Origin of the sequence: Maribacter sp. ACAM166 (genome assembly GCF_005771495.1) — a bacterium.
Lineage (GTDB): Bacteria > Bacteroidota > Bacteroidia > Flavobacteriales > Flavobacteriaceae > Maribacter.
This window is the reverse complement of the sequence record NZ_VAUW01000001.1, coordinates 207,760-233,870: the sequence shown is the minus strand read 5'-3', so window position 1 is coordinate 233,870 and position 26,111 is coordinate 207,760. Positions and strand designations below refer to the sequence as shown.

22 protein-coding genes and 1 tRNA gene are annotated in these 26,111 nt (G+C 35.0%); 14 read left to right on the top strand and 9 right to left on the bottom strand.

All coding sequences use genetic code 11. The features are described 5' to 3' along the window. The first annotated feature begins 44 nt into the window (after positions 1-44). Genes mreC through rodA form a run of 4 tightly spaced genes read left to right on the top strand, consistent with a single transcriptional unit; the run spans position 45 to position 4,509 of the window. Positions 45-869 carry a rod shape-determining protein MreC gene (gene mreC / locus ES765_RS00990; RefSeq protein WP_138110713.1) on the top strand — a complete coding sequence of 275 codons (825 nt, stop codon included), beginning with the start codon at positions 45-47 and terminating at the stop codon, positions 867-869. Further along, a complete protein-coding gene (mreD, locus tag ES765_RS00985) occupies positions 862-1,371 on the top strand; it encodes a rod shape-determining protein MreD (RefSeq protein WP_138110711.1) in 510 nt (169 codons plus the stop codon). The genes mreC and mreD overlap by 8 nt, the downstream gene beginning before the upstream one ends. Next, on the top strand, positions 1,368-3,236 hold the full coding sequence (mrdA, locus tag ES765_RS00980) for a penicillin-binding protein 2 (protein WP_138110709.1): 1,869 nt from the start codon (positions 1,368-1,370) through the stop codon (positions 3,234-3,236). Before mreD ends, mrdA begins: the two co-directional genes overlap by 4 nt. Next, complete coding sequence (rodA, locus tag ES765_RS00975) at positions 3,220-4,509, top strand: rod shape-determining protein RodA (RefSeq protein ID WP_410504232.1); 1,290 nt, start codon at positions 3,220-3,222, stop codon at positions 4,507-4,509. The genes mrdA and rodA overlap by 17 nt, the downstream gene beginning before the upstream one ends. Here rodA and ES765_RS00970 read toward each other — a convergent pair. Beyond that, positions 4,506-5,318 carry a DNA/RNA non-specific endonuclease gene (locus ES765_RS00970; RefSeq protein WP_138110705.1) on the bottom strand — a complete coding sequence of 271 codons (813 nt, stop codon included), beginning with the start codon at positions 5,316-5,318 and terminating at the stop codon, positions 4,506-4,508. The genes rodA and ES765_RS00970 overlap by 4 nt on opposite strands. Positions 5,319-5,409: 91 nt before the next feature. Between ES765_RS00970 and msrB the strand changes: the two genes are divergently transcribed. Continuing rightward, the gene (gene msrB, locus ES765_RS00965) at positions 5,410-5,868 is read left to right on the top strand and encodes a peptide-methionine (R)-S-oxide reductase MsrB (RefSeq protein ID WP_138110801.1); all 459 of its coding nucleotides are present in this window, start codon (positions 5,410-5,412) and stop codon (positions 5,866-5,868) included. Further along, positions 5,861-6,400 (top strand): peptide-methionine (S)-S-oxide reductase MsrA, encoded by a 540-nt coding sequence (gene msrA / locus ES765_RS00960; protein WP_138110703.1) that lies wholly within the window; start codon positions 5,861-5,863, stop codon positions 6,398-6,400. The genes msrB and msrA overlap by 8 nt, the downstream gene beginning before the upstream one ends. Before the next feature lie 73 nt (positions 6,401-6,473). Here msrA and ES765_RS00955 read toward each other — a convergent pair whose 3' ends face one another. Beyond that, positions 6,474-8,612 (bottom strand): carboxy terminal-processing peptidase, encoded by a 2,139-nt coding sequence (locus ES765_RS00955; RefSeq protein ID WP_138110701.1) that lies wholly within the window; start codon positions 8,610-8,612, stop codon positions 6,474-6,476. Positions 8,613-8,801: 189 nt separating this feature from the next. Here ES765_RS00955 and surE point away from each other — a divergent pair, with 189 nt between their 5' ends. From surE to ES765_RS00930, 5 genes are all read left to right on the top strand, one after another. Then, complete coding sequence (gene surE / locus ES765_RS00950; protein WP_138110699.1) at positions 8,802-9,575, top strand: 5'/3'-nucleotidase SurE; 774 nt, start codon at positions 8,802-8,804, stop codon at positions 9,573-9,575. A gap of 55 nt (positions 9,576-9,630) precedes the next feature. Continuing rightward, positions 9,631-9,915 carry a hypothetical protein gene (locus tag ES765_RS00945; protein WP_138110697.1) on the top strand — a complete coding sequence of 95 codons (285 nt, stop codon included), beginning with the start codon at positions 9,631-9,633 and terminating at the stop codon, positions 9,913-9,915. Between the two features lies 1 nt (position 9,916). After that, a complete protein-coding gene (gene lpxB / locus ES765_RS00940; protein WP_138110695.1) occupies positions 9,917-11,038 on the top strand; it encodes a lipid-A-disaccharide synthase in 1,122 nt (373 codons plus the stop codon). A gap of 68 nt (positions 11,039-11,106) precedes the next feature. After that, complete coding sequence (locus ES765_RS00935) at positions 11,107-11,676, top strand: C40 family peptidase (protein ID WP_171017199.1); 570 nt, start codon at positions 11,107-11,109, stop codon at positions 11,674-11,676. 2 nt (positions 11,677-11,678) lie between these two features. Beyond that, positions 11,679-13,694: a ComEC/Rec2 family competence protein gene (locus ES765_RS00930; RefSeq protein ID WP_138110694.1), complete on the top strand. Its 2,016-nt coding sequence runs from the start codon at positions 11,679-11,681 to the stop codon at positions 13,692-13,694. A 6-nt stretch (positions 13,695-13,700) separates the two neighbouring features. Here the strand turns inward: ES765_RS00930 and ES765_RS00925 are convergent, their stop codons facing one another. After that, positions 13,701-15,092 (bottom strand): peptide MFS transporter, encoded by a 1,392-nt coding sequence (locus ES765_RS00925; protein ID WP_138110693.1) that lies wholly within the window; start codon positions 15,090-15,092, stop codon positions 13,701-13,703. Between the two features lie 549 nt (positions 15,093-15,641). Between ES765_RS00925 and ES765_RS00920 the strand changes: the two genes are divergently transcribed. Together ES765_RS00920 and ES765_RS00915 are read left to right on the top strand one after the other, a co-directional pair. Then, positions 15,642-16,958, top strand: coding sequence for a hydroxymethylglutaryl-CoA reductase, degradative (locus ES765_RS00920; RefSeq protein WP_138110691.1), 1,317 nt, complete (start codon positions 15,642-15,644; stop codon positions 16,956-16,958). A gap of 10 nt (positions 16,959-16,968) precedes the next feature. Then, complete coding sequence (locus ES765_RS00915) at positions 16,969-17,880, top strand: GYDIA family GHMP kinase (RefSeq protein ID WP_138110689.1); 912 nt, start codon at positions 16,969-16,971, stop codon at positions 17,878-17,880. 53 nt (positions 17,881-17,933) lie between these two features. On the opposite strand, the gene ES765_RS00910 is transcribed toward ES765_RS00915, so the two are convergent. The 6 genes from ES765_RS00910 to ES765_RS00880 form a co-directional block, all read right to left on the bottom strand. Next, positions 17,934-20,051 (bottom strand): peptidylprolyl isomerase, encoded by a 2,118-nt coding sequence (locus tag ES765_RS00910; RefSeq protein ID WP_138110687.1) that lies wholly within the window; start codon positions 20,049-20,051, stop codon positions 17,934-17,936. 110 nt (positions 20,052-20,161) lie between these two features. Next, positions 20,162-21,448 carry a hemolysin family protein gene (locus ES765_RS00905; RefSeq protein ID WP_138110685.1) on the bottom strand — a complete coding sequence of 429 codons (1,287 nt, stop codon included), beginning with the start codon at positions 21,446-21,448 and terminating at the stop codon, positions 20,162-20,164. A 198-nt stretch (positions 21,449-21,646) separates the two neighbouring features. Beyond that, a complete protein-coding gene (lptC, locus tag ES765_RS00895) occupies positions 21,647-22,249 on the bottom strand; it encodes an LPS export ABC transporter periplasmic protein LptC (RefSeq protein ID WP_138110681.1) in 603 nt (200 codons plus the stop codon). Between the two features lie 5 nt (positions 22,250-22,254). Further along, positions 22,255-23,628: a tetratricopeptide repeat protein gene (locus tag ES765_RS00890; RefSeq protein WP_171017198.1), complete on the bottom strand. Its 1,374-nt coding sequence runs from the start codon at positions 23,626-23,628 to the stop codon at positions 22,255-22,257. Between the two features lie 39 nt (positions 23,629-23,667). After that, complete coding sequence (locus ES765_RS00885) at positions 23,668-24,954, bottom strand: hypothetical protein (RefSeq protein WP_138110679.1); 1,287 nt, start codon at positions 24,952-24,954, stop codon at positions 23,668-23,670. After that, on the bottom strand, positions 24,955-25,683 hold the full coding sequence (locus ES765_RS00880) for a type III pantothenate kinase (RefSeq protein WP_138110677.1): 729 nt from the start codon (positions 25,681-25,683) through the stop codon (positions 24,955-24,957). A 100-nt stretch (positions 25,684-25,783) separates the two neighbouring features. Between ES765_RS00880 and ES765_RS00875 the strand changes: the two genes are divergently transcribed. Then, positions 25,784-25,856 (top strand) — tRNA-Phe (locus ES765_RS00875). Positions 25,857-26,111 lie beyond the last annotated feature (255 nt).

Genomic DNA, 26,111 nt, shown 5'->3' with positions numbered 1-26,111 from the left:
TCAGCAATTAAATTTTCTGCTTGATTTTTAAAATTTAGGGGTGAATGCAACAAATCATAAATTTTCTAATTAGGTATAAAACCTTCCTACTATACCTTTTTCTGCTATTAATCTCTTTGATTTTTACGTTTCAGTCGCATTCATATCATCAGTCTAAATTTTTAAATTCCTCGAACTATATTTCTGGGAGCATTTATACCTTTTCAGAAGATATTACTTCGTATTTTGGATTAAGAGAAGAAAATAATCGGTTGGTAGAAGAAAATAAAAAACTTCGAATTAAACTTTTTAACACTATTCAATTATCCAAGGCAAACATATATAACTCTATAGCAATTGACTATGATGTCATTAGAGGTCGAGTAATTAACAATAGCTATGCAGATCAACGAAACTATATTACCATAAACCGAGGTGAAAAGGATAGTATTGCACAGGATATGGGAGTTGTCACAGACAAAGGAATCTTAGGAATTGTCGAAAACACTTCCAATAATTTTTCTACAGTTCAAAGCATCCTAAGTGAAAAATCGAACATTAATGCTAAAATTAAAAATTCGAATCATTTTGGCTCCTTGGTCTGGGAGAATACTCAAGACTATAATGTAGTACAACTTATAGATATCCCCAGATTGGTTCCCTTAACTATTGGTGACACTATCGTTACGGGTGCAATGAGTAGCATATTCCCAGAAAATATTCCTATAGGAACCATTAAAAGTTTTGACTTGGACAATTCTAAAAGTTTCTATTTTATTAACGTTGAGCTTTTTAATGACATGACCAATATTGGCAATGTATACATCATTAAAAATTTAAACCGCAAAGAAGTATTACAATTAGAAGCAGAAACACAGGCCAATGATTAACAGTACTTTCTTTCTTACCGTACTCCGATTTATTTTACTGGTTCTATTACAGGTACTGGTATTTAATAACTTAAATTTTTTCGGGTATATCAACCCATTGGTTTATATCCTATTTTTATATTGGTATCCTATCAAAAAAAATAGAACTACTTTTATAATTCTTTGTTTCATTTTAGGATTATTTGTAGATATATTTTCTGACACACTTGCCATAAACGCAGCCGCAACAGTTACTATTGCCTATTTAAGACCAACAATTATGCGTTTTGTATTTGGCGTTAACTATGAGTTTCAAAGTTTTAAGTTAAACAACAGCACTAAGGCACAACAATTTACATTTTTAGCGTTATTAATTATAGTACATCATTCGGTGTACTATACCTTAGAAATTTTTAGCTTTTCAAACAGCTTATTAATTTTACAAAAAACGGTTACAGTGGGTATCTCCACATTGATTTTAAGCATATTATTCAGCACTTTATTCAGCAGTAAAAAAGAATGAGAAAAATTCTTTTATCGTCCTTAATTATCATTATAGCCTTTGCCTTTTTAGGTAGGTTATCTTATTTGCAAATTTTCAGCTTTTCTCCTGATCAAGTTTTAGAAGATCCCGCAATTAAAGCTATTTATGATTATCCAGAGCGTGGATACATTTATGACAGAAATGGAAATCTACTGGTGGGCAATGACCCGGCGTATGATGTCATGGTCATCCCTCGAGAGGTAAAACCGTTGGACACCCTTGAGTTTTGCGGCCTATTAGGTATTGATAAAACTAAATTCATCGAAAAATTAAGAAAAGCAAGGGTTTATTCCCCAAGATTACCCTCTGTTTTAGTTCCGCAACTCTCTAAACAAGATTACGCCAAACTACAGGAGAAAATGCGTAAATACAAAGGCTTTTATATCCAAAAACGTTCGCTGCGTTATTATGATACTTCTAGTGCCGCCAATGTTCTCGGTTATATTAGTGAAGTAAATGAAGGTGACCTTGCCGTAAATAAATATTACGTTCAGGGCGAACTTAAAGGTCGCACAGGGGTAGAAAGATATTATGAAGACTTATTAAGGGGAAGAAAGGGTGTTCAGTACATTCAAAAAGACAGATTCAACAGAGACATTGGGCCTTATAAAAATGGAGCTTCAGATACTTTGCCAGAACAAGGAAAACAAATAAGTATTACCATCGATAAAGCCCTTCAGGAATATGGCGAACTATTAATGAACGGAAAAAGGGGGGGGATTGTCGCTTTAGAACCAGCCACTGGTGAAATCCTTTCAATGATTTCAGGGCCTACTTATGACCCATCACTATTAGTAGGAAGGGAACGCTCAAAAAATTACACCAAATTATATAACGATACTATTGCGAACCCTACCTGGGATCGTTCTATACATGCACAACAACCACCGGGATCTCCATTTAAAACTCTTAATGCACTTATTGCATTGCAAGAAGGAGTACTGGATGAATCAAGCACAATTCGATGTTATAATGGATTTTATGTTGGTAAGAAAAAAAGAGGTTGTCATTGTGGTGGTGGTTTGCGAAATATGAATAAAGGAATTTACCTTTCGTGTAATGCTTATTTTGCCGGTACGTTTAGAAAAATATTTGAAAAATTCGACACTACCGATGAGGGTATGGACGTTTGGGAAAAGCATATGCGCAGCTTTGGTCTTGGTGATTACCTTGGTTATGACTTACCATTTGGTCAAAAGGGAAGAATTCCAAATAAAGAATTTTACGACAAATGGTATGGCGATAATAGATGGAGTTCCTCCTATATCATTTCTAATTCAATTGGTCAGGGTGAAATATTAGCTACACCAGTTCAATTAGCGAACATGACCGCAGCTATTGCCAATAGAGGACATTTCTTTACACCACATATTCTAAAGAAAGTTGAAGGCAAGGAAATTACAGAACCAAAATTTACTAAAGCCAAACACACGACTATAGATCCGAAATACTTTGAGCCGATAGTTAGAGGAATGGCAGATGTGTACACAAAAGGTACGGCTAGTAGATTACAAATACCCGGTATTGAAATGGCAGGTAAAACCGGTACGGCAGAAAATTTCACCAAAATAGACGGCGTCCGTACGCAATTGACCGACCATTCTGTTTTCGTTGCATTTGCACCTGTTGATAACCCTAAAATTGCTATCGCCGTTTATATTGAAAATGGATATTACGGATCAAGATATGCAGGTCATATTGCATCTCTAATGATAGAGAAATACTTAAAAGGGGAAATCACAAGAAAAGATCTTGAAAAAAGAATGCTCGATAAAACCTTGGAAGCAGAATACGCAAAACCCTACAGTGGGGAGGAGTTTAAAATAAATGAGCGTGTCTGGTAGAAGTATACTAAAACGAATCGACTGGTTAAGTGTTCTAATCTATTTAGCACTTGTTCTTATTGGATGGATCAATATTTACTCAAGTACATTTACCGATGCTCATAGCTCCATTTTTGATTTTGGAACACTCTATGGCAAACAATTATTTTTCATTGGTGTTAGTTTAATCACCATTGTTGTTATACTCGCTCTTGAGGTGAATTTTTACGAACGATTTTCAAGCATACTTTACCTTTTATCGATGGTTTCCCTTCTGGGTCTATTTGTATTTGGTAAAACAATAGCCGGTGCCACTTCTTGGTACGACCTAGGTTTTTTCAACTTACAACCATCAGAATTGGCAAAAGTTGCGACTGCCTTGGCTCTTGCTAAATATTTAAGTGATATTCAAACAGATATTAAACGAGGAAAAGATCAATTTTACGCGCTATTAATCATTCTTGTTCCTGCTATACTAATTATTCCACAACCTGACCCAGGAAGTGCACTCGTGTTTTTTGCGCTTATTTTCGTGATTTTCCGAGAAGGTTTGCCCCTATTCTATTTATTAATCATCGTAAGCTTAATTCTCATATTTGTTATTACCCTAAAGTTCGGCACAGTATGGCTTATAATCGGTTTGGTACTTTTAATTATCCTATTATTCGCCTTAAAACGAAAAAATCTTAAAATACCTATTATACCATTAAGTTTAATTGGCGTAGCAGTTATTCTCTTTTCTCTATCCGTAAATTTTGTGTTTAATAATGTTTTTGAACAACGCCATAGAGATCGTTTTAGTTTGTGGCTTCGTCTTGAAGAGGACCCGAATAAATTGGAACAAATACGAAGAACCATTGGTTATAATACCTATCAATCTGAAAAAGCAATTGAATCTGGCGGGCTCTTTGGCAAGGGATTCTTAGAAGGCACAAGAACTAAAGGTAATTTTGTCCCTGAACAACATACAGATTATATCTTTAGTACCGTAGGAGAAGAATGGGGCTTTGTTGGGACAGCTACAGTAATCATATTATTCACAATTCTATTTTTACGTTTAATTTCTTTAGCAGAAAGACAAAAAAATGCTTTTGCCAGAATGTATGGCTATGGTGTGATATCTATTTTAGCAATTCACTACTTCATAAATATCGGCATGGTTATAGGTGTACTACCAACTATTGGGATACCACTTCCATTCTTTAGTTATGGTGGATCAGGCTTATTATTTTTCACCATCTTACTCTTCATCTTTTTACGATTGGACACCAATCGATTGAAGGAAAGTTTCTAAAATTTCCATCCAGAATTACCTTCGTTTTTTTCAAATGAACCTTGCTGCTTAGTAGGTAGCTTATTAAAAAAGTTAATTCCTGTATTCATCTCTATTTCATCAATAGAAACAATAAAATTACTTAACTGTGCGGATTGGGGCTTATTAGGTATTAAAAAAGCGATAGTAATTAACTTGTCATCCTGCTTACGGGCAATAATCTTATAGAACGTATCAGGTACGTCAACATCTTCGTCTCCAATTTCATCCAAGCCTTTTACTAAAACACCACCGGTAAACACATATAATGTACCATACTTCTTAGCCCAACGTCGTGTTTGCTGTTCTAAATCATTCCATATTCCAGCATTAAACTCCCTGTTCTGCGGACTTATGTTACTCGTATAGAAGGTTTCATCGTACGCTTGTTTAGAAAACTTACGATCGCCAGCAGGCAACAAATGTCCGCGATCATAACCAGAGCCCTTATAATTACGCCAATCTGCCGATTTTGATGAAACAAAAGGATCTTCTATAAAATACGGCCGTTTTCTATCATCATAGGTTAGGTGTTTTTTATCTAGCGTGTAAGCCACCCATTCCGCTTGCTCAAAAGGTTCGCTATAAGACAATGAGAAAAAAGAATGATTTACTATTTCTCCCGTTGTTGAAGCTGGTAGCAATTCTTGAGGGAAATTATTTGAGTTGTTAACATTTTCATTATCGGAATAGGTTGCAGGGGTATAAAAATTTTCGAAGAGCCAAAATCCAACAACACAAACAAAGATTAATACGCTATATATAGTTCCATTTCTCTTGCGGTATGCCATACGGTAAAATTACCTTAATTTTGTAATATACATTGGAAATTTTCGACCAATGAACCGAGTATAAAAAGTCTAAATCGAACGGAAAATTATGATGTTAACTTGGAAAGATGTAATTCATTTCTCAGTGAATGGTAACCCAAAGCCAGATAAAAGAATAGAAAAAACAGAACAGGAATGGAAGCAAGTTCTTACACCCGAGCAATTCAGGATAGCGCGTAAAAAAGGAACTGAGGCAGCACATTCAGGAGCACTCTGTAGCGCTCATGAAGCAGGAAAATATGAATGTGTATGTTGTGGAACATCATTATTTGATTCAACCATTAAATTTGAATCTGGAACCGGATGGCCTAGCTTCACACAGCCAATAAAAGAGAATGCCATAAAATACCATAAGGATATTACTTTTGGAATGGTACGCGTAGAAGTTTTATGTAACACATGTGACGCACATTTAGGACATATTTTTCCAGACGGACCAGAACCTAGTGGCTTACGCTACTGCATCAATTCTGAATCAATGCAATTAGAAAAGAAGGACATACATGGTTAAAATTAATTTTGAAGTTGCCACCGTTGGTGGAGGATGCTTTTGGTGTACCGAAGCTGTTTTTCAAGAAGTCAAAGGTGTTGTAAAAGTGGTTTCAGGCTACACAGGGGGTAATGCACCAGGAAAACCAACGTATAGAGAGATATGTTCTGGTCTTACAGGTCATGCCGAAGTCGTACAGGTTACTTTTAACGCAGACATTATTTCTTATGAAGATATCATTCTTATTTTCATGACTACACACGACCCAACCTCATTAAACCGCCAAGGAGCTGATTCGGGAACACAGTACCGTTCTGTGATTTATTCCCATAATAATAAGCAGCAGAAAACTGCAGAAGCAGTATTGGATCAAATGACAGGAGCTTATGACAAACCCATAGTTACAGAATTAAGCCCATTGGGTATATTTTACGATGCTGAAAAAGACCATCAAGATTATTATAAAAATAATTCTGAGCAGGGCTATTGTCAAGTCGTCATTAACCCTAAGCTGGCGAAACTTAGAAAACTACATGCTGACAAACTAAATTAAACAACAAATGTGATTCCTTAAAAAAGCCGCTGCACCAATGGTACAGCGGCTTCTTTAATTTTATTTTCTAGCCTTAATTTTTAACACTAGCTAGTTTACCTTGCTTAATATTATTTATTTTTAAATCTTCCAAAACATTAACCGCTTCTTCAACATAAACATCCTTTGCTAAATTTTTATGCCATCTGTTTCTCTTTTCTCGCAGAACAGAATCTTTCGTAAACAATTGCTCTTCGTAACCTAAAGACTTAAATGTAAGTTTAGAATCATAATCAGTTAATTTTTTAAAATATTCCGATTGCTCTTTGTCCTTTTCCTTTTCATCCTTGTAGACATCAAAATTAAGCGATATTTCCGTTTCATCCTGCTCAGCCTTTAACCATTTTGCATTCTCTTCAATTAATTTTATCTGTTGACTGGTCTCCATTCTTTTCTTACTGTCGGCAATGGTCTTTTCGTAATCTATATAACCATCCCACGTTGTATAGTCAGCCGGAGTAATCTTATCCCATCCTAAAGGATTAGACTGATCTCTTTCACCTAAATCGATATAACTATATCTATCCGGAACAACAATATCGCTTTTTACCCCTTCCAATTGTGTAGAACCACCATTAATTCTATAAAATTTCTGGGTCGTAATTTTTATCGCACCTAAATCTCCATGGTCATTACTACGCAACATGTTGTTTAAAGGTATAACGTTTTGAACGGTTCCTTTACCAAAAGTCTGTTTACTGCCAATTACGATTGCTCTTTTGTAATCTTGCATAGCAGCAGCCAAAATTTCTGAAGCCGATGCAGATAGTTCGTTAACTAAAATTACTAATGGTCCATCCCACTGAATTCTTTCATCTTTATCATCATATACATCTTTGCCCTTATCCTTAGAACGAACTTGCACAATCGGGCCATCCTTTATAAAAAGTCCTGCCATTTCAACAACCGTCTTTAAAGATCCGCCACCATTATCGCGTAAATCTAAAATTAAACCTTCAGCACCTTCTTCTTTTAAACGTTCAACCTCCTTAGCTACATCGGTAGCAGCATTTCTTTCACTATAATCATTGAAATCAACATAGAATTTAGGAAGGTTAATAATACCGAATTTTTCAGTACCTCTTATGATTGTGGCAGATTTAGCGTACGATTCCTCTAACTCGACAACATCTCTAGTTAAAGAAACCACATCTAAAGAACCATCAACTTTTTTTACGGTAAGATCTACAATAGTTCCCTGAGCTCCTTTTATCAATTTTATCGCATCATCTAACCGCATACCCACAATATTAATAGGCTCTTCACCATTTTGACCTACCTTAATTATTTCATCACCAACTTCTAACCGTTGATCCCTCCAAACAGGACCACCAGAGATAATCTCTACTATTTTAGCTCCTTCTGCCTTTTTTTGAAGTCTTGCGCCTATGCCTTCAAATTTACCTGACATACTTGTATCAAACCTCTCCTTTTCTTCAGGAGCAAAGTAAAAAGTATGTGGGTCGAATTCGTCTACTATAGTATTAATGTATTGTACGAACCAATCTTTACGTTCGAGGTCATTTACGAAACCAAAGAATTCATCTAAAGTATCCTCTGTCGAACCTCTAGATTTTAATTCAGCTTCTTTGGGTGAATGTGCCTTGTGGTCATGGTCATCTGTAACATCTAAATCCTCTTCTCCCATATGAGAAATTTTGGAATCATACGTTCCTAGAGTCGCATACTTCAATTGCTTTCTCCATCGCTCTTTGAGCTCAGCCCTATTCGCTGCAAAAGGCTCTTCTTCATATTTAATACTTATACTTTCTTTCTCACTATAATCGAAAGGTGTTTTTAAAACCTCTTTGTATATTTCTTTAGCATCGCCCATACGCTGCATCAATCTTTCATAAACTATATTAAAGAAAGTAATGTCGGTATTCTTAATTTCATCATCTATTTGAAATTTATATTTTTCAAATTCTTCAATATCAGAAGCCATGAAATAGCGTTTTGTTGGATCGATTACATCGATAAAACCCTCGAATACATTTACCGAAAATTCATCATTAAGCACTTTTGGCTCATAATGTCCTTTTTCCAATACATACGTAATTAAATCCAATAACAATTTATCCTTATCATCGTTTTCAAAAGTCTTATTTGTAAAACTGCACGAAGCGACTACAACGAGCATCAATAGCAGTACGTAAGCTAAATTTCTCTTCATAAAATTATCTTTTACCTTCTTTTTCAATATCTCCTTATTTAAGGGTTACTTGTAGCGCTAAAACTACTTAGATCCCTAAGATAAAGAAAAAACCATGCCAATTTAGAGGCTAGGAATTAATTTTTTGTTAAACGGCTCTTCAGCCATATCACTTATAAAAACGTATTTTTACTATAGAAAGTATATCCTATGGGAAAACCATTAATCTTAGTTACCAATGATGATGGCATTACAGCTCCAGGGTTACGAATGTTAGTTTCCATCATGAAAAAAATTGGGGATGTTGTAGTCGTAGCACCGGATAGCCCACAGTCTGGTATGGGGCATGCAATTACATTGAATAGCACTCTATATGCTGAAAAATTAAAAATAGATTCGGAAAGTGAAGGCATTCTAGAATATAGTTGTAGTGGCACTCCTGCCGACTGCGTAAAATTGGCACTGCGCGAACTCCTAAAAAAGAAGCCGAATATCTGCGTGAGTGGTATCAATCACGGCTCTAACTCTTCAATAAACGTCATTTATTCAGGTACGATGAGTGCGGCTATAGAAGCAGGTATAGAGGGGATTCCTGCCATTGGTTTTTCTTTATGCGATTATAAATGGGAGGCAGATTTCTCACAAGCCCAAGACTTTATTTTTACCATAGTTGCACAAGCTTTGCAAAACGGTATACCTAAAGGTATCGTACTAAACGTCAACATACCCAAACTCGAAAAAAACAACCTAAAGGGAATTAAAATTTGTCGTCAGGCCAAAGCAAATTGGAAAGAAAAATTTGACAAGCGCATAAGCCCAATGGGCAAAGATTATTACTGGCTTACCGGTGAATTCGAATTATTGGATAAAGGTGAAGACACAGATGAATGGGCGTTAGCAAATGATTATATTTCCGTTGTTCCCACACATTTTGATTTAACCGCCCATCATGTTATTCAAGAACTGAATACTTGGGAGCTTTAATCAATAGATTAAAAATTATAGTAATAGTTTAAAATATTTTCCTCAAATTTTATAAATGAACACCAAAAAAGAAATCCTTATTGGACTCATAGTGGGAATTATCGCCAACACAATTGGCACTTTAGTATATATACTCCTATTTTCTAAATTTAGCATATCTGAGACCTATGCTGCTGCGGTAGCCCAAGACCATGTTGGCAGCCTTTTAGCACTTGGAGCCATTTTAAATTTAATCGCCTTTTTTGGTTTTCTAAAGATTAAAAGAGATAATAGAGCAAAAGGAGTACTTATGGCAACAATTTTAACCGCAATTTTAATTCTTTACTACAAAGTCTTTTAAAATGAAATATTACATAATTGCTGGGGAAGCATCAGGTGATCTTCATGGTTCTAATTTAATAAAGGCCTTGAAAAATCAAGATAAAAACGCTGATATACGATGTTGGGGCGGTGATTTAATGCAACAAGCTGGCGGTACCTTAGTAAAGCATTATAAAGAATTGGCCTTTATGGGGTTTTTAGAAGTGATATTAAACCTGAATGGGATTTTTAAAAATATTAAATTTTGCAAGCAAGATATTTTAGCTTTTCAACCCGATGCCATCATATTTATTGACTATTCTGGCTTTAACTTAAGAATTGCGAAATGGGCTAAGGAACATAGTTTCCGCACAAACTATTATATCTCTCCTCAAATTTGGGCTTCTAGAGAAGGACGTATAGAGAAAATCAAAGCTACCATTGACCATATGTATGTCATACTGCCATTTGAAAAAGAATTTTACAAAAAGAAGCATGGCTTTAATGTGCATTTTGTTGGGCATCCGTTACTTGATGCCATTGCAAATAGACCTGAATTGAATGAGGCTACCTTTCGGTCAACGAATAAAATCGACCCTAATAAACCAATTATTGCTCTCTTACCCGGAAGTCGTAAGCAGGAAGTACAAAAAATGTTGTCTTTAATGCTTTCATTGTCCACTGATTTTACTGATTATGAATTTGTAATTGCAGGTGCACCAAGTTTAGATAAAGAATTTTACACTACTTTCTTAACGGATGTAAATGTCAAATTCATTCAAAATAAAACCTATGATTTACTTACTATTTCTACTGCTGCATTAGTAACCAGTGGAACGGCTACTTTAGAAACTGCACTATTTAAGGTGCCACAAGTTGTTTGCTATAAAGCCAATTGGATCTCCTACCAAATCGCAAAGCGAATAATTACGTTAGAATACATCTCATTGGTGAATTTGATTATGCAAAAAGAAGTTGTCAAAGAATTGATTCAAGATGATTTTACCAAAAAAAATCTAAAGAAAGAACTTTTACTCATACTTAAAGGGCAATCACGGGCGAAACAAGTCACTGCTTATGATGAACTTATTACCAAATTAGGAGGTTCTGGTGCAAGTAAAAAAGCAGCTTCACTTATTATAAAAAATACCGAAACCGCGTAGGTTTCTGAATTTTACAAAAAAATTCTATAATTTTGAAATTCACGTACAAAAGGGAATACCTTATATTTATGCGTATACTGCCTTATATTTTTGTTATTGGTTTATTAATGAGTTGCGGCTCAAGTAGAAAAACTACTAGTTCTGATAAAGAGCGAAAAATTTCTGTTGCCGCCGCAAACAATGCTCGACTAGGCACAACAATAGCTGAGTCAAAAAAAAACACTAAACAAGGAACAAATATTAGAACCAACCTCAGTAAGGCAGATCACATTATAAATACAGCGCTATCATTTTCTGGTGTTCGTTATAAATTTGGGGGAGCAACCAAAAAAGGGATGGATTGTTCGGGACTACTTTATGTTTCCTTCAGAGAACATGATGTTCAACTTCCTAGAACCTCAAATCACATGGCTAAAGAAGGTTATCGTATTACTGTGAAAAATATAGAAAAGGGTGATCTTTTGTTTTTCAAAACAAGTAAGGGTTCAAAGCGGATTAACCATGTAGGTATGGTTGTAGGAACTGAGAATGATGAAATAACTTTTATTCATGCTTCTACTTCTCGTGGCGTCACAGTTTCGTCGCTGCGCGATGGGTTTTGGAACCAAGCCTTTGTAAAAGCCACAAGAATTCTCTAAAAATGAAATTACTAGCGTTTATTCCTATCAAATTAACGCTTTTGCTTATTCTAGGGATATTGATCGGGTATGTATTTCCCATAGACCCTTTTTATCTGCTTTTTTCTACAACCTTACTATTTGCAATATTTGCGGCCATATTTATGTCTGAGAAGAACAGCAAAAGCATGCTATTCGGCTTTGTTGCTTCAATTACTATTATTTCATTAGGCGCTTATTGCTATACAACGGCACAACCTATAAATCACGCTAGTCATTATAGCAAAATAGTTATTCAGAATAACACACTTTGGAATTTAAAAATCAAGGAAGTCTTAAAGCCAAACAAATACTCAAATCGTTATTTCGCAGCAGTTAAATCAACAGATGGTAGCCTAACCACTGGATCACTTTTGATTTCTATGCCTAAAGATTCATCGTTTCAAATTTTACACGTTGACGATGAAATAATTACCTATGGGAGTATTCAAACTATTAACAAGCCCTTAAATCCGCATCAATTTAATTACAAAAAGTATTTAGAAAATTTAGGCGTTTATCATCAGATAAGGGTTGTTCCAAATCAATTTGTACACCTTGAAAATCCAGAAATAACTTTTATAGGTATTGCCTCTAAAGCAAGAAACCACATTATTCAAAAACTTAAAGAAGCTAATTTCGGTACGGATGAACTTGGAGTCATTCAGGCCTTAGTATTAGGCCAGCGTACAGATATTTCAGAAGTAACGTATAACAATTACAAAAAAGCAGGTGCAGTACACATACTAGCCGTTTCCGGCCTCCATATAGGTGTATTATTACTGTTGCTACAGTTTTTGTTACAGCCTTTAAAACACCTTCCTAAAGGCAGAACTATTACCCTATTACTTTCTGTAGTATTTCTATGGGGCTTTGCATTTTTGGCAGGGTTATCAGCTAGCATCATTCGAGCAACGACCATGTTTACCTTCGTCGCTTACGCGCTGTATTTAAACAGGCCGAGTAATTCCTTTAACATTCTGGCACTATCGGTATTGTTCATACTACTATTTATTAATCCCAATCTATTATTTCAAGTTGGTTTTCAAATGAGTTATGCAGCTGTATTCGCTATACTATGGATATTCCCTCTGCTTCAGAAATTGTGGTTCCCTAAAAATAAAATCGTTCGTTACTTTTGGCAACTTCTCTGTGTTAGTATCGCAGCTCAATTGGGAGTATTACCCATCAGTTTATTTTACTTTCATCAATTCCCAGGCTTATTCTTTATATCCAATTTAGTAATAATACCCGCCCTAGGCATGATTTTAAGTGTTGGAATAGTTGTCATTTTTTTGTCCCTTATAAATTGGCTTCCAACGCAACTTGTTTTGTTTTACAATGAAATTATTCACCTTATGAACAGTGTAATCGGTTGGGTAGCAAAACAAGAAAGTTTTGTTTTTAGCTCCCTTTCTTTTGATTTCGGTCAGCTCTTATTGTTCTTTTTAGCACTTATACTATGTATTGAACTTTGCTCTCGTTTCACTTATAAACGCATCGCTTTATTCTTAATCAGTACACTATGTTTTCAAAGCTGGACCACATTTAAAAAGCATGAAGCTACTAAAACGAAAGAAGTGATTATTCTACATCAAAACAGAGGCAGTATCCTATTTAATAGAAGTGGTAGAAATTTGGCTGTTCTGACGAACCAGCAAAATAAGTCAGGTAATTTAATTTCTAATTATCAAACAGGTGAAAGAATACAAACAATACGTTATGATTCTTTGAAAAACAGCTATGCTTTTGAAAATTCTACTTTACTGGTACTAGATAGTTCTGGCATTTATTCCTTAAAGCAATCACAGAATAAAATTTTATTAACCCAATCACCAAAAATAAATCTTCAAAGATTAATAGATAACGCCACGCCCACTGAAATCATCGCAGATGGCAGTAATTACAGAAGTTATATAGACCGTTGGAGATTGACCTGTCTGAAAAATAAAATCCCTTTTCACTATACTGGCGAAAAGGGAGCTTATTATATGAAGTAATTTGTTCTAGTTACTTGCTAATTCAAAACCCTCTGCTTCATCATCCGATATTTTTGACTCTCCATCTTCAGCGCCATGAGCCAAACGTTTTAATGGTTTAAGCATCGTTATTACCAATAATCCTATTAGAGTCCAAATCACAGCTATACCCGTAAATATTTCAAATTCACCAAGATCTTGAGATGCTTGTCCTATTAAACCAGCAACCTTATTACCCAATCCGGTTGCGGCCCAATAAAGTCCCATGATTATTGATGCATATTTTAATGGGGCCAATTTGGTGATATACGACAAGGAAACAGGCGAAGCACATAATTCACCTACAGTATGTAACAAATAAGCCAAAATCAACCAGTACATTGCAGATGAACCATTGGCTTCATATTGCATAGAAGCCGCACTCATGAATCCGAAACCTAAAGCCATTATAATCATCCCAACTGCTATTTTAAACATTGAGGATGATTCTTTTCCTTTTTTACGCCATTTTAACCAAAATGCCCCAACAGCGGTTGCAAGAGTTATGATGAAAAAGGAATTGACAGATTGAAATACGGAAGCTGGAATTTCAAAAAGACCAAAAAAGTTTCGATCTGTTTTTTGAGACGCATACAAATTCATTAATCCGCCAGCTTGCTCGAAAGCAGCCCAAAACAGGATAATCAATAAAAATGAAATCAATAAAACCTTGATACGATCTTTCTCGATTTTTGACAATGGACGATCTAATAACTCGCGATCTTTTTCATTTTTTCTACTAATAAGATTACCAACATGTATTAAATACTTCTGTCCCCAAATATAAACCGCTTGACCTATAAACATACCGATTGCTGCAAGACCGAAACCATAATGCCAGCTAATATTCTCACCGATATAACCGCATAGAATTGGAGCTAAAAAACCACCAACATTAATTCCCATATAAAAAATATAAAAACCAAGATCTCTACGTTCATCCTTTGCCTTATAAAGCCCCCCCACCATAGATGATATGTTAGGTTTTAAGCAGCCAACGCCGAGTATAATAAAAAAACAACCCACATAAAAGGTAGTTTCTGAATTCAAGGCTAGAACTGCATGTCCGATACACAAAAGAGCGCCGCCTAGCATAACTGTTTTCTTTTGACCTAGTAATTTATCAGCTATCCAACCACCTGGAATAGAAGAAACATAGACCAACATTGTATACCAACCATATAGTGCTAAAGCCTCATCATTTGTCCATCCAAAACCTGCGTTACTTGACGTAGTTTCTGCCACCAAAAACAAGGTGAATAATGCACGCATTCCATAATAAGAAAAACGCTCCCACATTTCTGTGAAGAAAAGAATGTAAAGTCCTACAGGATGTCCAAATAACTGTCTTTCATGTGGCGGTTTAATAGATGCTATCATAAGTACATTTTGTTTAAAGGTTTTCTTTTATAAAGTTGGTCATTTTGGCACACAAATGAATTCTGGTGCTTCCACCATAGATACCATTATTCTTATCGGGATAAATCCCTCAATAAAATTGCTTATTGGCTTGTTTCAATACTTTAACCGTACGCATAGAATTTTGCACATTATCACCTACAGAACCATAAATTAACAACTAATTTCTATCTCTTAATTCATGATAATTGAGTGGCTAATTATCATCATGCACACTAGGGTTCCCAGCAGAGGTGCACATAAAACGTTCTGAATATATCAAATCATAAAAATGCCCGGAAACAGCAAGTATATTTTCCTCATAAAAATTAAAATTTTGTTAAATCTCTCAAGTTTACTACTATTTCTTTTAAAAACCACGCTTTACTGAGAAAAATAAAACTCTTTTAACCCTTTTTACTTCTTAAATCGGTTGATGTCAATATGCTTATATTTACGGTTGAAAAAAATGAAAGACTTTTAAAAAATAGCTTTAAAATTACATCAACTTTAGAAGAAATATATACCTAAATGATTGAGCCAATAAGTGGTTTTTCCAAACTTAGCAAAGAAGAAAAAATAGACTGGGTTACTACCCATTATACCCAGAATAAAGAACAGGCCAAGAAAATAATTAGCACCTATTGGAATCAAAATAATAGTATACAGCAACTTCATGATGAGTTTATAGAAAATACACTCACTAACCTATATATACCATTGGGCGTTGCTCCCAATTTTCTAATAAACGGAAAACTTCACGTTATACCAATGGCAATAGAAGAAAGTTCTGTTATTGCGGCTGCAAGCAAAGCTGCCAAATTTTGGTTAAAAAGAGGTGGGTTCAAAACTGAAGTTCTGGGTACCGAGAAAGTCGGACAAGTACATTTTTTGTTTAAAGGTGATTTTCAAAAACTAAACTCATTTTTCACCTATTTAAAGCCTAAACTTATTGCAGATAGTGCTTCACTTACCACGAATATGGAAAAAAGAGGTGGTGGTATTACAGATATTATATTAAGAGATAAGTCTACACAACTAAGCAACTATTTTCAATTGCACGCGACCTTTGAAACAAAGGATGCCATGGGAGCTAATTTCATTAACAGCTGCTTGGAACAGTTCGCAACAACTTTAAAAGCAGAGGTTGCAACCTATACTGATTTTTCTGATGAGGAAAAAAATATTGAGGTCATCATGAGTATTTTATCCAACTTCGTTCCTAATTGCACTGTAAGAGCTGAAGTGAGCTGCCCCGTAGAAGAATTAAAACTAACATCTGATTTATCACCACAACAAACCGCTGATAAAATAATTCAAGCAATTAACATAGCCCAAGTTGAACCTTACAGGGCGGTAACACACAATAAAGGTATAATGAACGGGATCGACGCCGTTGTTTTAGCGACCGGTAACGACTTTAGAGCGATAGAAGCTGGAGTTCATGCTTTTGCTTGCAAAAACGGACAATACGGTAGCTTGAGCCATGCTGAAATTGACAAAGGCATTTTTAAATTTTGGATAGAACTACCTTTGGCTTTAGGAACAGTTGGCGGACTCACCAATCTACATCCTTTGGTTAAACTTAATTTAGAAATACTTCAAAATCCTACAGCGGAAGAACTTATGCAAATCATAGCCGTGGCTGGCCTTGCACAAAATTTTGCCGCAATAAGTTCTTTAGTGACTATAGGTATTCAAAAGGGTCATATGAAAATGCATTTACTTAATATTCTTAATCAATTAGGTGCATCGGAGATTGAAAAAAATAAACTGGTATCACATTTTAAAACGAATGCCATTACTCACCACAAAGTTAAGCTACAGTTAAAGAAACTACGGAAATAATCAATACCCGATGACCAAAGAACTCTACAGTAACGGAAAATTATTACTTACAGCAGAGTATGCTATTTTAGATGGCGCAAAGGGGCTAGCTCTCCCTACAAAATTTGGACAATATTTAAAACTTAGTCACCAAGATTCAGAAACATTCGAATGGGTTAGTATCGATGACACTAACAAGCCTTGGTTTAGCGCTACATTTTCTAAGATTGATTTTAAAATATTAAATACGACGGATAAAAACATATCAAATAGATTAGTTCAAATCTTATCTGAAGCAAAGAAACTTAATCCGTCTTTCTTATCAAACCCATCCGACTACAATAACATCGAAGCCAAACTCACCTTTCCAACAAACTGGGGACTTGGTTCTTCGTCTACATTGATAGCCAATATTGCAGAATGGGCACAAGTTGACCCTTATCAATTATTAGCCTCAACATTTGGTGGTAGTGGTTATGATGTTGCCTGTGCACAACATAACACACCAATCGTATATCAAAACAATATGTACAAACCAGTGGTTACTACTTTAAATTTTCATCCACTTTTTTCAAATCAGCTGTTTTTTATTTACCTAAATCAAAAGAAAAATAGTCGAGATGCCATTCGAGCGTATAGAAATGTAAATTTTGACAAACTAGATTTAATATCAAAGATTGATGCAATAACTGATAGAATTATAAAATGCACCCAGTTAAAAGAATTTGAACTGCTATTGAACACCCACGAACATATTATATCTGAAACACTAAAAACACCAACCATTAAAGAGCAGTTATTTTCAGATTACACAGGTACTATAAAAAGTTTAGGGGCTTGGGGAGGAGATTTTATTCTAGCAACAGGAAGCGAAAATGAAATGGACTACTTTAAAGAGAAAGGCTATGCTACAATTCTACCGTATAAAAAAATGATTTTATAAAAAAAGGCGTCCAAAAAAGACGCCTTTTTATACTTTATTTCTTCACCTTTTACTTAGTAAAAAATGGCTCTTTTATCTTCAATTTCTGCACCATCTTTAAGCGCATTATAAACCGAAGTATTTACACGACCAGCCGCACCTTTTTTCAAAGCATTTGCATAAACACCATAATTTTCCAATTTAGGAGCCTCAGTTTTCTTTACCATTTCGATTTTAAAAACGCCTGTATTTCCTTCAATCAATCCTGAAGTTGCTCCATTAGACATGCCATAAGCTGTACCAACAACAACTGGCTCATTACCCGCACCCGGTATCGTTGGTGATTTAACCGTAAGAGCAGATGCATTCGAAATAGTTACACTATTATCCTTTGCAATAGCATCCATGTCTTTACCCTTATTTGCTGCGATAATTTTAGCAGCTTTACGTTCCTTTCTAATAAGTGGTAAAACCAAAACAGAAGCATCCTCAGCACTCATTACACCTTTCGCATAACTTCCGGTTAGTTGAACTACGGCATACCCATTATTGATATTGAATCTTTTAACATCCCCTACTTCAGTATCACCGTTGAATGCCCATTGAACTATATTTCGTTGATTGGACAAACCAGGAAGATTTTCATCCAAAGCCTTAATTTTATTTACCGGACGAACAACAAATTCTTCCTTTTTAGCCAATTCTGAAAAAGCACTTTCATCTTCCGTAGTATCCATTTCAAATTTAGTAGCACTCGTAAATAACGTATTTATAGTTTTTTCTGATGCCACAATTTCTCTAGATATAGTAGCAATCTGAACTACATCTTCTTTGTCATCGACTTTAATAACGTGAAAACCAAAATCAGTTTCAACTAGACCAATAGCGCCAACACCATTATTAAAGGCAAAATCATTAAATTTTGGTACCATAACACCATTTTGGAAATAACCTAAATCTCCACCATTAGGTGCCGATGGACCATCAGAATTATCTCTAGCCAACTCAGAAAATACAACTCCTGATTTTTTAGCCTCTTTCAATAATTCTTTTGCTTTTGCTTCAGCTTCCTCCTTTGTTCTTATAACCTCAGGATTAGCTCTTGTCGCTCCTGTGTATGCTAAAAGAATATGGCTAGCCTTTACAGATCCATTTGATTTCCTGTCCATCATTTTGGAAATCTTGTAGGAACCTCCGTCTTTATAAGGTCCGTAGATTTGACCTGCATTAAGATTTAACAACGTGTCTGCTACACTTGCAGGCAAATTCTTCTTTGCTTTAAAAATAGTATCAAACTTTGTATCTGAATTTCTATCCAAGAAAGCTGATGCATCTTTTGTATTTCTAAAACCTCTAATGGTATCGTTACGGTCTGTTTGAGAATTATACTCTATTGTATCGTCAAGAAGTTTAGAAATAGCATCTTTTATAGCCATATCATCGTCTTGAGATGGTTTCTCGTCAAAATATACATATTGTAAATCTCTCGCTGCATCTTGCTTGTATTCTTCTTTATGATCGTTTACGTAATCAGAAATCTCACTTTTTGTTACTGTTATTGTACTATCTGCTATGGAAGTATAAGGAACTCTTACATACTTAATATCCATTTTCTCATTCGCTAACTTATAATCCAACTCACCCTCTTTCAGCGTTGCTCCAACACCTGCCCTAACCATATTAAAGTAAGTCTGCTCTTTAGCCAATTGAATGATTTCATTCTCAGTTCTTAACCAAGCTTCGTATTGAGCTGGGTTATTTACTTTCCAATCTGCTACAGTTTGTTTAAAGATGTTAGGATCAAACTGACCATTTTCATTTTGAAATTCAGGATTTTGAGCATATCCTGTAGTACGAAGAAAATCAACAATCTGATCTTGCTCAATACCAATTCCCAAATCTTCGAATTGTTCGCCTAAAATAGTTTTTCTTATTTGGTTTTCCCAAACTTGATTTACCACCTGCATGGAAGATGTAGTTGGACCTGTTCTTCTCGATGCGGTTTCTACCTCTTGTCTGAATTCATCTATCGAAATATCCTCACCATTAATTTCGGCAATGGACGAACCCACTTTTTCACCTCCAAAATTACTGCTGGTAAATACACCAGAAATAACAAATGCAAAAAGTGCTAAACCTATAATCAAAATCAACACTGTTGTACGTTTTCTTATGTTTTCTAATACTGCCATTCTAATTAACGTTTAAAATAATACTTTGTGGTTATTGGGAGGCAAAACTACCATTTTTAATTGAAATAATAAAAACTAAAAAGACACCATATTTATTAATCGATACACTACTATTCTTGTTCTAAAAGTTCTATAGAAACCAAATCTATTTTAGTATTTGAGACCTCCAAAATTTTAAATAAATAAGGATCTATAGTAAGTTCAACTTCCTTCTCTGGAATTTCACCTAATTTATGAACCAAAAGACCTCCTAAAGTTTCATACTCATCGGAAACCGGAAGTTCTAACTTATAGTTCTCATTAATATAATCTACCTCCAATCGAGCAGAGAAAAGATAATGACGATCATCTATCCGTTCTTCCCTTAAATCAGTGGTATCGTGTTCATCTTCTATCTCCCCAAAAAGCTCTTCAACAATATCCTCAACAGTAACTAAACCTGAAGTTCCCCCATATTCATCTAACACTACAGCTATACTTTTTCGTTTCTTAATAAGCACATTTAGAATGTCTTGAATAAGCATTGTTTCTGGCACAAACTCTACTGGAAGTAATATACTTTTTATTGTTTTAGGCTTTTTGAACAACTCATACGAATGAATATAACCAATGACATTATCTACGGTATCGTTGAACACTAATATTTTGGAATACCCAGTTTCCGTAAAAATTTTTGCAAGATTTTTTGGTGTCTCTAGCATTTCTACAGCAACAATTTCAGTTCTTGGCACCATAACCTCGCGTGCTTTTACAGCAGCAAACTCCAATGCGTTCTGAAAAATTAGAATTTCAGTGTCCACTTCATCTTCCGCTTCTACGGTTTCCATCTGCTCCGTTATATAATCACCAAGTTCCAATTTACTGAATGCCAATTGCACCTCATCTCCAGAAGTGCGAAAAATATATTTTAAAATCAAATCTGAAATCCAAATTATAAAGTCAGAGATAAATGAAAATAAAATGTAGAATAAAAAGGCTGGAATCGCTAATATCTTTAATAGACTATTCGCATAAATCTGAAACATTACTTTAGGCAAAAACTCCGCTGTAATCAAAATAATAAACGTTGAAATAACGGTTTGGGTCACAAGACTAAAATCTGTTATCAACATCTTAAAAATAGCATTTTCTGGTGCCATTCCCATAAACCAGTTCATGAGAATTTCACCCATAAAAAGACCATAGATAACTAAAGCTATATTGTTCCCGATAAGCATCGTTGCAATAAACTTCGATGGTTTCTTAGTCAATCTGGTAAGCACCATAGCTAAAAAACCGTCTTGCTTTTTCTCTATTTCTATATGAATTTTATTCGCAGAAATAAATGCAATCTCCATTCCAGAGAAAAAAGCTGAAAAAACCAGTGAAAAAATAATGATAATACCGGCTGTACCCACTACAAGTTGTTGTTATCTCGTTTACGCTGTTCAAACTTTTTTCTATAGTTTCTCCTAAACAAAAACATACCAATAGAAACTATTGAGAAAAATATGAACATATACGCCATACTTCTATCGGTATTCCAATCGGTAAAAATTCTGAAAATAGAAAAACCCGCTACTATTATATATAGGTATTCTGTGTACCTCAAAATATTAATCATTCTTTTCTTCTTTTATCAACATTAGACCATATGTTTTATGTGCATTCAAAAACTTAAGGTCCTTTTGAATATCCATTCCCTCACCATCCATCACAGTGCCATCTTCAGGATTAGTAAACTTAAACTTTTCTTGAGTAAATGCCCAATCATTGCCGCGATCATAGTATAATTGTGAGGTCTCCAATTTTTTCCCATCATCACCTTTTATCACAACATTTCCACGCAAATCTACGATAGAAGTTGTAGAATATAAAACCCCATAATCGGCCTCAATCGTGGTTTTCTCATTCTTTTCATTAAAAACCTCCACCAATAAGCCTTCTGGAAAAGTTTGATAAGGAAATGAAAGTTGTTCAAAATCATTTCGGATAGGTCCGGATAAAATGGCAAGGACCTTAGATGTTCCTGTATCCTCAGACCCTAATCTGACAGGAGTTTCTGTATATGTAAACACAAAATCTTCAACCACTCCTCTAGGATAGACTTTCTTGGCTGCTTCGCCTCTAACTCTTTTGTAGTTGTCCTTACAAGCTAAAAAAAGCATTGCCATGGTACATACCATGGCAATGCTTTTATAATTGAAGTTTTGTATCATTTTTACTATAACGATGGAACCTTTATACTTCCTCCAACCCAGCAGGAAAAAGAAACCGTTTTACCGGCCATACTTGAACTAAAAATCATCTCTTTAGTTGGGGCTTTTGCTAGGTAGCTATTTGCTGCCTGACTTGAAGAACCACCTAATGAAGGATCTACTCTACCTGCTCGTCTTGCCATATCAGCTGCCTTCCAGTAGATTGCTCTTTTTTCGAACGTGGTACTACCACAATCATTTGCACTAGTTGCATATAAGTTAGCTATCAACAAATAAGCACGGCCATTTGATGGGTTGGCATCAATAGCTTTCTGAGCATAGTTACGTGCTGTAGACTTACTTCCCTTTCTTTTATTAATTACAGCAATCTTATACGCTATCTTAGATTTCTTTTCATTGTCTGTTTCTAAAGACAAAGCCTTATCGAAATCTACAAGCGCACCTTTCGTATCTCCATTCTTCATTTTTAACGTACCACCGTAAACATAAGCGTCTGCTGATGGATCTAAAGATAATTGAGCTTCAAATAATTTTTGGAACAATGGGTCATCTGTACATTCTTTGTTGAACATAAGACCAACGGCTCTTTTTACCCACACAATATCTCCTTTTTTCTCTTCATAACTCTTTTCGTAAAGCGGAATCAAGTTGCTACAATCAGCCAAAGGACCTAATTTTGAATCGATACTCCCGGCAATTTTACCGTAAACCTCAGAATATGAATTATAAGACTTAAAACGAGACTTTTCTTTAGAAGTCATGGTGCCGGCTTCTTCTTTAGGTAAAAGCTGTGCTATTTTTCCTGTATATTTTTCGTTTTCAGTTTCAATTTTTTCAGTAACGGCATCGTAAACATCAAAAACTTCCTGTAAATCTTTTTTCCCAGACTTGTTTAAATCAACTAAACTTGAAAAATAAATATATAATGCCTTTGGATTCGTGAAATTAGCTTGATCCTTAGTAAAAGCATCGCTTAACATACGATACATCTCAGCGTCATCGGCCATTTTATTATCATATTTCACCATTGCCTTGTCTACCATGGTTTCACCTAAATTCGTCTTTGATGCAAAATGAGTCATTTTGTTATCATAAAGACCCATTAAATCATTAGCGAATTTCTCTTTATCAGCTCCTGTAGCCTTACCTAATTTATCCTTTAGTATACGCTCTCCATATACATATATAGCATTATTTAACTGAGGACATGTCTCATAGACCATTTTCCAAGGCTCATAAGCAGCATCATAATTTTTAACTTTTGCATGTTCGGAAAATATAGACAGATTAGTCATACATTCGGGGTTCTGAGCCTGAGCATTACTTACCCCCATCATTCCAAGGAACATAATTGCCGTGAAGTAAAGTTTCGTTTTCATCTTTTAATTTTTTAAGGTGGTTAATGTACTAAATTTTTATTAATTGATTTTTCTTTTCTGAAACCAACGATCGTTTAATGAAAGTCCTACATTTATTTTGAAATAACTTTCTTCTACTAGATTCGCCCTAGTCGTTCCTCTTTTCCCTAGTTCAAAACCTAAATTAAGATTAGAGAAACTTCTACCCAGTGGTAAACCTAACCCAAAAGTTATGCCAAAGTTATTTATATCAACATCATTCACTATCATCCCGGTCTTATCTAAACGTAATCCGGCACGATATGTAATTCGTTTTAAGTAACTTGTGAATGAATCGTGGTCTGGTACAATAAACACCCCTAAGGCATAAGAACTCGCATCTTCATAACGCACACTATTTGCACCTAGGAAGGAATTCTCAAAAGAACCCATTCCTTGAAAACTATATTCTGCACCTACAAACCATTTTAAATCTTCTCCGTAACCCAACCCTAAAGTAGTAGTTGTAGGGATTTTTAATTCAGTATTTCTTAAATTTTGTGCAGCCAAATCAACCTCTAGCTCCTCAATATTGCCACCTGTAGCAACTGAAAAAGAACCGATTTGCCTATCATTTTCAGATACTAGATTTCCCTGTGTGTTGACACGTATAGAAGAATGAAATCTATATTTATCATTAAATAGCGGGGTGTAGTTCAAGGCATAATTGAAATCATAACCATTCACCCTAGAGCTTCGGCGATCAAAAGTTCCGAATTGAATACCATCCACTTGCTGAAGACGTTCACTATCTAAACTTCCAAAATTATAATTAATAGTAGCTCCTAAAGTAACATCTTTAAAAACTTCGTACCCAACAGAATAAAAAACACGGGTCAAACCACCTTCACCAGAATACACATTCACCAATGAGCCGTTTGCACTTGCTTGCTCATCAACTAAATTATAACCAACCGAAGAATAGGGCATAATACCGAATCCCATTCCCAAGCCTTTACCCAAACTAAAAGCTAAGGCCAAATAATCCAAACTGGTTATTGAACTTTTTTCTTCCGCATTAAAACTTTTTAGCTGGTATTGATTGTTGGAAACTCCTGCAGTGTAGGTTACGAGACCAACATTATCCATCACATCCAACCCTAATTTACCATAAGCTGCAGGGTTTTTTAAATTGACATGTATACTATCTGCATACATACCAACCCCCCCCATCATCTGATTTTCTACTGTACTTACGTTCTTTAAATCACCAATTCCAAAAAAAGAATAGGGAGAAAGTGTACCGTCTTGAGCGTACATACCAATCGTGGTCATGCATACAATTGTAATTACAATTTTTCTGATCATTTAGTGCTTGTTGTATTCTAGCAAATAATTAAGCCCTTTCAGGAGAAATTTAGAATCCGCAAATATGGTATTTTTTACTCGTTTAGACAAAAATAGTGTATCACCCCCTGTTAAAATAACTGTTAAATCTTTAAAACGACTATTATATAGATTAATGACTCCTTCCAATTCTAATTTCACACCATAAATAACACCACTGTGCATACAATTTTCGGTAGAATTGCCAATATAGTCTATTAGTTCAGTTTTCTCTAACAAAGGTAATTTAGCTGTCTGATTATGCATTGCATTATATCTCATCTGTATACCGGGTGAAATTGCACCGCCCAAATACTCATCAAAGTCATTCAGCATATCATATGTTATACAGGTACCAGCATCAATCACTAAAGTATTATGATGAGGATTATGGTAATAGGCGGCAGTAATCAAAGCCAACCGGTCTACACCTAAAGTCTGAGGAGAGGTATAAGAATTTTTAAATGGCACTTTTGAGGCATGAGAAAGCTCATGAAGCTCACAAAAAACAGCTACAACCTTTATTTTATCCTTAGAAAGTGAGCCTACACTAGAAACTATTGCCGAATGAATCTTAGGGTATTTGTCGAATATTCTTTTAACACCATCCACAAAATCATCTTGCACAACTATCTCTAAATGAACAATTTCCGCCTTCTTAAATATGGCTAGCTTAACACTTGTATTGCCAGCATCTATAATCAAATTCATAACACAAAGATTAAAAATTAAAAAAACAATCCGCTTTTTTTATGATTTAGTTTGTTTATCGTAAAATTGAAATTATATTTGCAGCCGCTTACAGCGACATGGTGCCTTAGCTCAGTTGGTAGAGCAATGGACTGAAAATCCATGTGTCCCTGGTTCGATTCCTGGAGGCACCACAAAAAATCCTTACTTCACAGTAAGGATTTTTTTGTTTTAACACCCCCGTTAATTTAACTCATAAACCTCAAAATAAGTAGGTTAATTACAATTTCAAGTATGAAGTAGGTAATCTAAAATAATGCCTCATCAAACACAACCAACTTAATTTCAATAAATGTATTTGTAAAATAACTGATGATTGGGAGGTTTTACTTATTGTTTAAATAGAATTCAACCAAAATCGTACTATTCCTCAAAACAATCCTTTAACT